Raw genomic sequence first — 11,717 nt, 5'->3', positions numbered from 1 at the left:
ATCGAACCGTGATAAGAAAACTGGCCGGAAAAATGCCTAAACCGTAAAGGGATCCGCCTACCCCCGGAGGTAGCGAAATACAGTATCGTTAAGGTCGTGTCTGCGAACTTGAAGAAAACACTCAGCGAATTGTCCAAGCGTGGTCCCCACCGCGTCATGGAAGGCGACCTTGGTTTCACCGGTCTACCTGGCAAGGTGTACACCCCAGCCGAAGGAAACGGTGTTCCCGGCGTGGCATTTGGCCATGACTGGATGAAGTCCGTGAAGGATTACCACCGCTTTTTGCGGCACTTGGCAAGCTGGGGAATTGTCGTTGCAGCCCCAGACACTGAGAAGGGTTTCAACCCGAACCACAGCGGTTTCGCGGCGGACCTGGAAACTTGCCTGCAAATCCTTGCAGGTGTCAAGCTGGGCCAAGGCAACACCACGGTCTCCCCTACCAAGTTGGGGCTTGTTGGCCACGGCATGGGCGGTGGCGCAGCAGTGCTTACGGCCGCAGATAATCCTAAGGTCAAGAGCGTTGCGACGATTTACCCTGCAAACGTTGCTCCTTCCGCAGTTTCCGCTGCGCGTGCATTAGATATTCCTGGCTTGGTCATTGGTTCCGGCAAGTCCGAGCTGTTTAACGCAGGTAACCCTGCCAAGCTCGCCTACAACTGGAAGGGCGATGTGGTCTACCGCGAGATTGATAATGGTAACCAGCAAGGGTTCTCCGAAGACTCAGGTTTCCAATTTCTAATCGGGCAGGGCTGGTCGCAGTCCAGTGCGCGTGAGACGGCTCGAGGATTGGTCACCGGTTACCTGCTGCACCAACTTGGACAGGACAAAAAGTACTCCGACTACTCTGCGATCGATGCAACAGGTCCGAAGGTGAAATCCTTCTCCGGCGAGGAGCTCGCAGAGAAGGCTGGTTTTGCTAAGGACGACGCAAGGATTTAGCTCGCCTGACTGGGGTCCTCCCGTCGCAACACACCTTGGACTCGACCGCCGCGAATTGTTCCCTTTGGGTACATTGTCGGCGGTTTTTTGATGTTCATTTCACGCGCTAGTTGTTGCTGGCGAACTTGTTCCTCCATCTGCTTTTGGGCCTTTGCCAATGCCACCTCGAAATCCAGCATGCGTTTCGCGGTGCGCTGCTGAAACTGCTCCGCAAATTCTTGAAAATCCATTAGAACGTATCAACCTTTCGTACTCGGCTTTCAGGCTCCGGCGCATCAGGTGAGTGGATAGGCTCCGGTGCGGATTGGTTGTGTGGAATCGAAGTGGCTGGTTCGGTGGTGGGATCTGGTGCATCCGCTACTGCCGCAGTTTCGAAGAATTGCTTCTTTGGTGGTGGCGGTGGTTCAGCGACGTCAGCCAGCTCCGGAGGTGGAGGGATCACGCCCTCTGCGTGCTCTACGGGTTCTGGCTCTGGTCCTGTTGCGGGTTCAGGCACTGGTTCGGGCACTGGTTCAGGTACCGGTTCGGGCTCAGGTTCTGGAGGGCAAGGCTCCGCTTCCTGCTCTTCCACAGGCTCGACTTCAGCCATCGGCTCCACGCAGAGCTCCGTGGTGCACCCTTCGAAGAACTCTGCAGTGATCAGGCTGAGCGCACCGAGAATACTTGCACAATCTAGTTGCCCCATCGGCCCTTGCATCATGCCTTGGACATCCTGCATGCCTACCGATGGCGGCGTGACCTTTTCAATCTGGGAATGATCAACCTGCCCGGCAGCGCTGAAATCAACATCAATATTGAAATTCACCGTGAGTCCAGCCGATGCAGTTGTCGTTGCCGAGCTTTCCAGTGTGCTTCCTCGGCTATCTAGTGTTTCCGTCTCACAGATTTCAACATCCACATTCTTGTTTGAAACGTCCTCAGCGGGGAGTACTTCTTCCGGGATCTCTTCCACTTCCGGCTTCTCAGGCAACGAAGGCATCTCCGGAGCTGCAGGCGTACCACCATTGCCAGACGGGTTTGGTTCAACCTCCGGTGGCGTTGTCACCTTCGGTGTTTCTACATCACACGGTGGCGGCGAATACGTCTCACAAGGCGGCTCGGGAACGCGATCCGCTAGTTCCTCGCATTCATCTCCCAATTGGTCCAGGATCTCAGCAATGCAGGAGTTGGCATCCTCGTTGACGGCCTTCGCATTTTCTAAAGCCTGCAGGACTAATTCGGTGATCACTGTGCTGGAGATTCCCAACGGTGTGCTCATTCGAGCAGTCTTCAGAACTCTAAGCGCTAGCTGGAGAAAAGCGTTCGAGGACAATTCCGTTGACTCCACGATTGTCCCAACTGATTGACCGCCTTCTTCCATCGAACAGCGCAATTGTTCGACGCCCTCAGAAAAGTCATCCTGGTCCTGCTCAATGCGTTCTTCGTTTTCTGCTGGGCGTCCGTCTCCAATCCCCGAAAACAATGGCGCGATATAAGTTCCGAAGAAATGCTCGATTCCCGATGCCAAACTCGCCGCACTGCCCCACTCGCGGATGGTCCAACCCTCGCCGTCGCCACCCTGATTACTGGATTTACCCGATGGGCCCTTCTTCCGCGGTGCAGCGAACAGCTGGGTTCCAGCAGCCGAAATACTGCTCGGTTGCAGCCCGTCACGCTCCGCGAATGATCCTTGAAGCTCAGCTAAGTAACTTCTGATTGCTGGGCCAGCAGCCGCAGATACTTCTGGGTTGGATGACACTTCACCGGCGATTTGGGCCATCAAGGTGCGAGTATCAACGGAGCTCATGTGTGCCCAACCTTTCCGCAGCGCTAGTGTCTTGCTCCGAAATCTCAGAGGCCAAAGTGCCAAGCGCATCGAAATGGGTCAAGCGATTATCCAGCCGTTGAATCATCGAGGCATGGACTTTGCTTAGCTGCGACGCAAGGCGCTGGCCTTGCTCAGCAAATCCCAGCCCAACATCGCTTGCTTGCAGTTGTGGTGTGTGATTGCCACCCGCCACCCGCAGTGCTTCAATTTCTTGTCGTGCGCCGTGAAGCGCGGAATGGATTGCATCAGTATTCGCGTTCAACTCAGACATGCACGTTGCCTCCCCCTGACAGTCCCCGCAGGAAATTGAATACCCTGCAGCGGTTTTCCGCATTGGTTAAATGCGCTTACTTCTTCTTGGACTGTGCGGGGACGCAAAAGGTTCCCTGGAAAAGGAAAATTCCTTAAATTTCCAGGGAACCTAGTATTCGAAAGCCCGAATAATTACAAGTTGTTAAACAGCAGCCACCACTGCTGCGAGGCTGCCTGCCACTTTGCGGGCGTGTTCCTGGTCGGAAGCTTCCACCATCACGCGGAAGAGCTCCTCAGTGCCTGATGGGCGGAGCAGCACACGGCCGGCCTCTCCCAGTTCAGCTTCTGCTTCGGCGATGGCGTTCTGCACATTCGAAGACTGCATGATCGAAGCCTTGTTAGATACCGGCACGTTGATCAGGACCTGAGGCAGAACCTGCATTACACTAGCCAGCTCAGCGAGGGACTTTCCTGTTTCAACCATGCGTGCCATGAGCATCAAACCGGTCAGGGTGCCGTCGCCGGTGGTGGCGTAGGCCGGTGCAACGATGTGGCCGGACTGTTCGCCGCCAAGGGAGTATCCGCCTTTGTTCAGCTCCTCAAGCACGTAGCGGTCGCCCACTGCGGTCTCCTTAACGTGGATGCCTTCGCGCGCCATAGCTAGCTTCAGCCCGAGGTTGCTCATCACTGTGGCAACAAGGGTGTTCTTGCGCAGCGAGGAGTTCTCTTTCATGCCCACAGCCAGAATGGCCATGATCTGGTCACCGTCGACAACGTTGCCCTCTGCATCTACTGCCAAGCAACGGTCCGCGTCACCGTCGTGAGCAAGGCCGAGGTCTGCGCCGTGCTCAACAACGGCGCGCTGCACCTGTTCAATGTGGGTGGAACCACAGTTGTCGTTGATGTTAAACGCATCCGGCTTGTTGAAAATAGCCACTACGTCAGCGCCTGCAGCAGCATATGCCTTTGGAGCTACTTCGCTGGCCGCGCCGTTTGCAGTATCGACAACCACCTTGATTCCGCTCAGGTCGGTGTCTACTGATTCTTTCAGGTGCGCCAAGTAACGGCCCTGCGCGTCGCTCGACTCTTCAATCACACGACCGACACCGGTTCCGGTTGGGCCCCCTTCTTCCAGATCATCGAGAGCCTTTTCAATTTCATCTTCGACGTGATCAGGAAGCTTCTTGCCACCTGCGGAGAAGAACTTGATGCCGTTATCTGGCATCGGGTTGTGCGACGCCGAGATCATCACGCCGATATCGGCGCCGTAGTCATCAGTCAGGAAGGCTAGGCCTGGGGTTGGAATGACACCCACGCGCAGGACGTCTACTCCTCGCGAAGCCATACCTGCTGCCATGGCGGCCGCAAGCATCTCGCCGGAGACGCGAGGGTCGCGCCCTATCAGTGCGGTAGGTCGGCGCCTACTGGAATCTCGATTCCTTGTCAGGACGGTCGCTGCTGCTGCGCCGAGCTTCAGGGCAAGGGATGCGGTGAGGGTGTCGTTGGCCAAGCCACGGACACCGTCTGTTCCAAAGAGACGAGTCATAAGAAACATTATGACTGTTCTGCAGAAAAACGCGAACGCCACCCCTCCCAAAACTGGAAGAGATGGCGTAAACCACGAGGTCGTGGCGGTACAGAAGCGAGAAAAATTAACGCTTGGAGTACTGAGGTGCGCGACGGGCCTTGTGCAGACCTGCCTTCTTACGCTCAACAGCACGAGCGTCACGGGTGAGCAGGCCAGCCTTCTTCAGGGTTGGGCGCTCAGCCGGGTTGTAGATGTTCAGCGCACGAGCGATAGCCAAGCGCAGAGCACCAGACTGGCCGGTTGGGCCGCCGCCTGCAATGTTTGCCTTGATGTCGAACTGACCTTCACGATCAAGGGTGGTCAGTGGCAGCAAGATGTCCTGCTGGTGCAGCTTGTTCGGGAAGTAATCCGCGAACTCGCGACCATTAACGGTGATCTTGCCGGTACCCTCGGTGACGGTCACGCGAGCGATTGCGCGCTTACGACGACCAACGGTCTGGATTGGGCCCTCGTGCAGAACTGGAGCCTCAACCTGAACCTGCTCGTCCTCGGAGTCTGCTACGCCAGCAACTGCGTCGCCGATGGTGTAGTTGAACTCTTCGGTTGCAGCGGTTGCAGCAGCGATGTCGCCAGCGTCAGCAACATTGTCCTCTGCTGCGTTGTCGATGTTGGTGTTGTTTGCTTCAGTCATTACTGTGCCACCTGCTTGAACTCGTAGGTCTCTGGGTTCTGGCCTGCGTATGGGTGCTCAGAGCCAGTGAAAACGTGCAGCTTCTTAATGGACTCACGGGAGAGGCGGTTGTGTGGCATCATGCCCTTCACCGACTCTTCGATGACGCGGTCTGCGCGCTCGTCAAGTGCACGACCCAGGGTCATGGACTTCAGACCACCCGGGTAACCGGAGTGGCGGTAACGCATTTCGCGGTCGCGCTTGTTGGAGGAAATGTGAACCTTGTCAGCATTGATAACGATGACATGGTCGCCGGTGTCGGCGTTTGGTGCGTAGATTGGCTTGTGCTTGCCGCGCAGGATGTCTGCAACGGTAGATGCAAGCTTGCCCAGCACCACGTCAGTAGCGTCGATGACGTACCACTTACGGGTAACGTCACCGCTCTTTGGGTGGTAAGTAGACATGCATGACTCCTTAAAAGTCTGTCTCGATGGCTGCCGGCCGGAACGAACAACGCATTTCCCACTCCTTGCGGCGGCCGGTGGAGACCCGTGGAGTGTGCACGCAATATCGCTTGACGACGATTGCCTGCCTGAAAATACACAGCTCTGAAGAGGATACTCCAGCACAACCTAAGAAACCAAAACGCTCTTAGCACTATTTGCTCCCTGAAGCGTGGCAAGGCTCGGCGCATGTCCCCCCGACTGCACCGAGCCTTAGACTACTGAAGGGTTTCCGCGCTGCCCAGCACGAAAACTCTCCGCTTTTATCCCTGCGCGCCACCAGTTGTAAGCCACGTCCGCCCCCTTGCGCTGTGGGCCAACTACAGCTGGTGAGCAGCGAGCAGATGCCACCTTTAATGAGCTTGAATTAGAGATTAACGAAGCCAGCTAGCCGCAGCTGCGTCGTTGATTCCCTTCATCCGCATGTTGCCATCGCTGACAGTCTTGGAAATGGAATCCAAGATCATGTTCAGCTCGGCCGCAGCCTCGTCCCATTTGCGCTGGTGCATTTGGTAGTTTTCTGAGGCTTCGCCTGTCCACGTAGCGGCCATTGGGCGAAGGAGATTCTTCAGTTCTTCCAATTCTGCGCCAACACGAGCGGAGCTTGCCTGCAGGTCATCTGCGGCCCCCGCGAGGCTACCGAAACCATACTGAATTGAGTGAGTCATATGCAGTCCTATTCTTTATTTCTTTATGTTCTTTTGGGTTTGAGGTGTGCCGGTTAGAGCGCGAGGCCCTCATCAGGTGCAATGGTTTGGAAAGCTTCGGCGTTCATTGCTTCTGCTTCTTCGTAGTTGCTTGCGTTGTCACGGATGTTCAGCGCGATGTCGCGCAATGCCTCAGAGAGACGGCGCTCAGCATCGTCATAGCGCACCATCAAAGAAGAAAAGGTGCTTTGTGCTGCACCCTGCCAAAAGCCACTGGTGGATTGTGCGACGTCCTGGACACGCGCTAGCTCCTGTGAAACAGAGTCGTTGACGTTATCGGTGTGGTTAGCGGCTTCGCGCATGACATCGGCTTCAGTGCGCAATGATGCGCTGGCCGTATCGGTTGGTTGAGTCATTGTTGTTGATCCCCCTGGTTAGTTTTCCTACGAGCGCACGGCTCATGTACTTGCCGGTGGAAAGATCCTTGCGGACCCTTCTACTTCTCTTTGACTGCCAAACAAGTCTTTCGGTTCCCTCGGATCCCAAAAACTATTTAATTAGCTGGTTCCGCTGAAAAGTCCGCCGAATCGCGAGCCATCGAACAGGTCGCGCGCTGCACCGTCGAAGGGGCAAAGCGAGTGTGGCACCCAAGGGAGACTTGTTTGCCATCTTCAACCCACGTGATCCAGGTTGCTTCAGACCCATCGGGAGCGTTTTGGTGGTATTCAATCCGAGCTGCATCCACGGAGATCAAACTCAGATCCGGGTCTTGCTCAATATCAGCCTCAACCTGGGATAATAGCTCCTGTACGGGAAGCCCAAACAGATCGTCAACAGCAAGTTGCAGGCGCAAATCAGGGTCGTTTCCTTCTGCTTTCCACATGTCCCCGTCGTTCGAGAGCTGGAAGCCAGTGGGAAGCTCCACGCTGAGCCCGGCTTCATTGAGCACGACCGTGTCCGGGCCAGGATCAGGTTCAGCGACAACGTCATCGGCAACTTCAGCGGAAGGCTCAGAAGGTTCAGAAGGTTCTGACGGTACTTGGCTTGGCGGATGTTCCTCGCCGGCCACGTACGCAACTACGGCTTCCTTATTTTTAAAGTTGTCGTCGGCAATTGTTGTCGCTACCGCCCACAGGCCTGCACCGAGAACTCCTACCACTGCAATGGACAGCACGATCATTGATCCACGGCGAGCTTTGGGCTCCATGTTTTCTGCATTCGCGAGTGGTCTGGAGATCTCGCCAAGTGCGGGGCCTTCGGAGTCAATTGCAGAATCCTCGCTGAGGGCAGGCTCGGGATCTGGGGCAGGGGCGTCGTCGTGAAGCGAAAATGTGCTGATCTGGAAACTTCGCGCCGCGCACTCTTCGGCGACCTGCGCGGCGAGCTCGGCATCGGCGGAAATGGCAACGGTGTATTCGGAAGCGTCCGTTTGAATCAAAGTCAAGAGGTAGTCGGCGAGTTCGGCGGGGCTGGGATTGTCATAGCGATAAAAGGCGGTTTCGGCGGTGATGACGGTGACTGAGGGTTGGATCGAGATCAGGATTGAATTCATGATGTGGTCTCTCCGGAGACTGCGACGGGTGTAGGCGCCGTGGCGGCATGAACGGTGCCGAAGACCTCGCCGGACTGAATGAGCGTGCCGCGCCCGGGTGGTTGTGGACCGGGGCGCACTCCGAAGATCGCGCCTTCCTCGCGGTGGGCATCCATGATGAAAACTGTGGGCTGCTGGTCCCGCAGGGTGCCTAAGAATCGACCCATCAGTGCCCGTGAAATACCGCCGAATTTGCGCCCTATATAGACGTGTAGGCCAATATCTGCGGAATGTGGGATCAATTCAATGAGTACGCGGACGTGATCTTCGGGGATGAGGTCGAAGTCGTCGATGACGAGGTAGATGTCTGGACCCTGCCACCACGAACGGGCGGCGATTTCTTCCGGTGTGATGTCTGAATGTGGCAGGCGAGCGCGCAACGTCGCAACAGTGGAATTGATCGCCTTCGCCGTGGCTTCCGTCGTTGGCGCGTAGGAAGCGATCATGGTGGTGTCTATGGTGCCCAAGTGGCGGCGGCGCGGGTCGACGATGACAAGGCGGGCTTCCTCCCGAGGCAGCTGCGCAACGCTGTACATCAATGATGCGAGCACCGTGGACTTGCCAGATCCCTGTGCTCCGGTAACTAGGAAATGGGAGGAGTGCAGCCCGACCGGTGCCAAATTTGGCCCGCCGACTCCCAGTGGAAGTCGGTGGGTTCCTGCCAGTTGCGCCACGTCGATGGAGCTCGGCAGCATCTTCAGCTGCGGGACTTGCGACTGCCCGGCGCGCGCCGCCTGAGCTGCAATGTGTGCCACATCTTGCAGCGCGGTGCGGGCAACAAGCATGAATCGACCCTGCCCATCTAAGCCACGGCCGGGAGCCACCGGAAGCTTATTTTGCAGTTTTCTATCAACCACCGAATCCATGGACTCGCCGAGTTTGAGTTCTAAGCGAGTGCCAATGAGATCCCGGATAACAGCGCGGATCGCCGACCACCGTTGGGTGGAAATGACTAGGTGAACTCCTGCGGCCGGGCCGTCGGAGGCAATGGCAGCGACCTGGTTTTTGATGTCGTCGAATTCCTGGTCCGCCCCAACCAGCGCGTGCCACCCGTCGAGAATTAACACGACCTGGCGCTGGGTGGGACTGGAAAGAAATCCCGTGACCTCGTCGATGACGCGTCGCAACCTTTCGGGTTGGTTCTTCGTCGCAATGCCAGCAACGTGCGGTAGTCGCTCGAGGTCCTGGTAGTCGCCGTTGCCTGCATCGACGATATAAAAAGCCACGTCAGCGCTAGAGTGTGTGGCAGCCAGCGAGGAAATAATTGTGCGCAGCGCGGTGGATTTTCCGGTTTGCGGCCCGCCGGCAATTGCTACGTGGCCACCTGCGAGATTTAAGTCGATCACCAGTTCATCTTGGCGCTGGTGATAGGGCTGATCCACGATACCGATAGCGCAGCGCATCGGCCCTTTGTCTTCGCACACCTGGGAAATTTCAATCTCCGCGGGCAGCGGTGGCAACCACACTTGATGCGCATGTTGCTCCCGCACGGCTGCTACCCGGCTAGCCAACGCCACCACTTCGCGCAGAAGTGTGGTTGTTTCGTCGACCGTGATTGTCGTTTCAGCACTCCGCGCCCCTGTATCTAGTGATTGCCAATTGCGGTACATCTGCACGGAGGCAACTTCTTGTGGCACCTGCGCAAGTTCGCACTTCTCCAGCGCACCAGAAACATACGCGGCTTGGAATCGCGTGAGTTGGTCGGAGTGGCGTTTCAGATAGCCCGCACCTGGTTGAGAGGGCAGCTGGTAGGCATCAGTAACTCCAAGAACCTGCCGTGATTCCGCGGCCGAGAAAGTTTTCAAGCCGATGCGATACGACAGGTGCGAATCCAACCCGCGCAGCTTGCCCTCCTCTAGGCGCTGCGATGCAAGCAGCAGGTGCACACCCAGGGATCTGCCCAACCGCCCCACCGCGACGAACAGCTCTGCGAAATCAGGGTGCTGACCCAACAACTCAGAGAATTCATCGACCACGATCATCAAACTCGGCAGTGGCGCGAGATCCGGTCGCGTGGTCAATCGTGCCTGCGTGTACTCGGTAACGTTGGCAAAATTGCCCGCGTGCCGGAGTAACTCTTGGCGGCGGTTCAGCTCGCCAGAAATCGCATCAAACATGCGCTCGACCAGTACCGCTTCATTATCCAGGTTGGTAATCACAGCCGATGTGTGAGGCAATTCCTCACAGCCCAGAAACGTCGCGCCACCCTTGAAATCCACCAGCACAAAATTCAGCTCATCCGGCGAATGGCTCACGGCAAGCGCCACAACTAGCGATTTCAAAAGTTCCGACTTACCTGATCCCGTTGCCCCGATGCACAGCCCATGCGGTCCCATTCCGCCGTGCGCGGCCTCTTTCAGATCCAGCTGGACGGGATAGCCACGCTCGTCCACGCCGATCGGCACAGTCAAAAGCCCTCGCGTGCCGAATCTACCCGGCCACAGCTCATGGTCGCGGATCTGATCGATCGCAGGAAGCTCCAGCAGCGACATCAGATCACTATGAGTCTCGGCCCGCCCACCAGCGGGTCGTCGAAAAGCGGCAAGTGCGCGCGAGACACGCTCCGCGTCCTGCAGCCCGAAATCGTCGGGCGCACCCAGCGTCTCTGGGCCCACAACCGTGTGCGCTTCCACCCCATCGCCGCTGACATGGAGGTGAATGCCGTCCTCGTCGGCAAACCCGTGCACAGGGTCGTCGGCATCGGCGGCCACCACAATCACGCACACAAAGGCGTTAGAGCCCTCGCTTAACGACGAATCCGCCCGCAAAACCACATCAGTCAAGTCCGGCGAGGAGGTATCAACCACAATGACTCGACACTCGGCCTGCTCCGGCTCGCGCGAGTGAATAGACCACTTCAACCACTGAAAACTCCCCGACGCACTGCGATTATCCACCCCCACTGTCTCGGGGCCGTGGAAGAAGATTAACTGGGAAAGAATGGACGCGGCCGTTACTTCTGCCCTATCGCCCGACAACGTGATCAGGCGAAATGCACGCAGCTGCAACACAATCGGGATGCTGTGCACCGCACTAATCGCCGCGACGGTACGCCGCAAAATCACGGCGCACACGGGATCAAGGTCCTCGGTGGAACCTGGATCATCGACGTCGACCGGGGTGCACAAGGAGGCCACCCCGAGCCCGAGGCGAACCTCAAGGGCATGCGGGTCCGTGCTTGACCGCTCCCAAAGTCTGGCCGGGTCAGTACCATTGACCAGCGTTTTTGGGTCAGGGTGACGAAATTGCTCATGAGCGCGTTGCGCCTGAGCGTTCTTTACCGCCTGCTCGCCGAGAGCATCTAAGTGGCGCAGATATACCCGTCGCTGCTCATCAATGTCTCCGGTGCGCTCGGGTGGCGCGATCATCATGATCATGCTCATGCCCATCATGAGCGGGAGCAGCATCATCATCGGGCTCATCCCCTGGCCGGACAGCGCCATGATTAAGACCATGGCCACCATCGCAGCCACCATGACTATCGGCATGATGATGCGGATAATCGGTTCCTTCTGTGGCTTTTGGGCCTCTGGAACCGCCTCTACTTTCAGCGCACCCTGCGGCAAGGCTGGCGCCTGAACCTGCTCTTCTGGTTTGAGCGGCACAATTGTTGTTTCTCGGTATGTTCCGAGCACTAGAAACCCCCGTTTCCTTGTGATCACGGTGATCACGGTATTCACAGCAAGACACGTCCCCCGACATGATCCCCCTAGCTGTGGACACGACTGCGATGTTAAGCCATGATGGTCATGTTCGGGCGGTGAGGGGACCGCTCAAGAA

General features: G+C 57.2%; 11 protein-coding genes. 1 reads left to right on the top strand and 10 read right to left on the bottom strand.

Translation table 11 applies throughout. From position 1 onward, the window contains the following. Nucleotides 1-96 precede the first annotated feature (96 nt). Nucleotides 97-939 (top strand): dienelactone hydrolase family protein, encoded by an 843-nt coding sequence (locus tag ACXZ66_RS03005; RefSeq protein WP_458750393.1) that lies wholly within the window; start codon nucleotides 97-99, stop codon nucleotides 937-939. Here the strand turns inward: ACXZ66_RS03005 and ACXZ66_RS03000 are convergent. From ACXZ66_RS03000 to eccCa, 10 genes are all read right to left on the bottom strand, one after another. After that, nucleotides 936-1,169 (bottom strand): hypothetical protein, encoded by a 234-nt coding sequence (locus ACXZ66_RS03000; RefSeq protein ID WP_458750392.1) that lies wholly within the window; start codon nucleotides 1,167-1,169, stop codon nucleotides 936-938. The genes ACXZ66_RS03005 and ACXZ66_RS03000 overlap by 4 nt on opposite strands. Beyond that, complete coding sequence (locus ACXZ66_RS02995; protein ID WP_458750391.1) at nucleotides 1,169-2,725, bottom strand: hypothetical protein; 1,557 nt, start codon at nucleotides 2,723-2,725, stop codon at nucleotides 1,169-1,171. The genes ACXZ66_RS03000 and ACXZ66_RS02995 overlap by 1 nt, the downstream gene beginning before the upstream one ends. Further along, complete coding sequence (locus ACXZ66_RS02990; protein WP_458750389.1) at nucleotides 2,712-3,017, bottom strand: hypothetical protein; 306 nt, start codon at nucleotides 3,015-3,017, stop codon at nucleotides 2,712-2,714. Before ACXZ66_RS02990 ends, ACXZ66_RS02995 begins: the two co-directional genes overlap by 14 nt. A 183-nt stretch (nucleotides 3,018-3,200) precedes the next feature. Next, entirely contained in the window at nucleotides 3,201-4,544 is a 1,344-nt protein-coding gene (glmM, locus tag ACXZ66_RS02985) for a phosphoglucosamine mutase (RefSeq protein ID WP_458750387.1), read from the bottom strand. A gap of 106 nt (nucleotides 4,545-4,650) precedes the next feature. After that, nucleotides 4,651-5,217 carry a 30S ribosomal protein S9 gene (gene rpsI / locus ACXZ66_RS02980; RefSeq protein WP_458750386.1) on the bottom strand — a complete coding sequence of 189 codons (567 nt, stop codon included), beginning with the start codon at nucleotides 5,215-5,217 and terminating at the stop codon, nucleotides 4,651-4,653. Further along, entirely contained in the window at nucleotides 5,217-5,660 is a 444-nt protein-coding gene (gene rplM / locus ACXZ66_RS02975) for a 50S ribosomal protein L13 (protein ID WP_458750385.1), read from the bottom strand. Before rplM ends, rpsI begins: the two co-directional genes overlap by 1 nt. Before the next feature lie 413 nt (nucleotides 5,661-6,073). After that, a complete protein-coding gene (locus tag ACXZ66_RS02970) occupies nucleotides 6,074-6,367 on the bottom strand; it encodes a WXG100 family type VII secretion target (protein WP_458750384.1) in 294 nt (97 codons plus the stop codon). A 53-nt stretch (nucleotides 6,368-6,420) separates the two neighbouring features. Then, nucleotides 6,421-6,762, bottom strand: a complete 342-nt coding sequence (locus ACXZ66_RS02965) for a WXG100 family type VII secretion target (RefSeq protein WP_458750383.1) — start codon at nucleotides 6,760-6,762, stop codon at nucleotides 6,421-6,423. 137 nt (nucleotides 6,763-6,899) lie between these two features. Further along, nucleotides 6,900-7,898: a type VII secretion-associated protein gene (locus tag ACXZ66_RS02960; protein WP_458750381.1), complete on the bottom strand. Its 999-nt coding sequence runs from the start codon at nucleotides 7,896-7,898 to the stop codon at nucleotides 6,900-6,902. Next, nucleotides 7,895-11,572 carry a type VII secretion protein EccCa gene (gene eccCa / locus ACXZ66_RS02955; protein ID WP_458750380.1) on the bottom strand — a complete coding sequence of 1,226 codons (3,678 nt, stop codon included), beginning with the start codon at nucleotides 11,570-11,572 and terminating at the stop codon, nucleotides 7,895-7,897. The genes ACXZ66_RS02960 and eccCa overlap by 4 nt, the downstream gene beginning before the upstream one ends. Nucleotides 11,573-11,717 lie beyond the last annotated feature (145 nt).

It is taken from the genome of Corynebacterium sp. S7 (assembly GCF_054401105.1).
The sequence above is the reverse complement of the archived record's forward strand: the minus strand, read 5'-3'. Positions and strand labels throughout refer to the sequence as shown.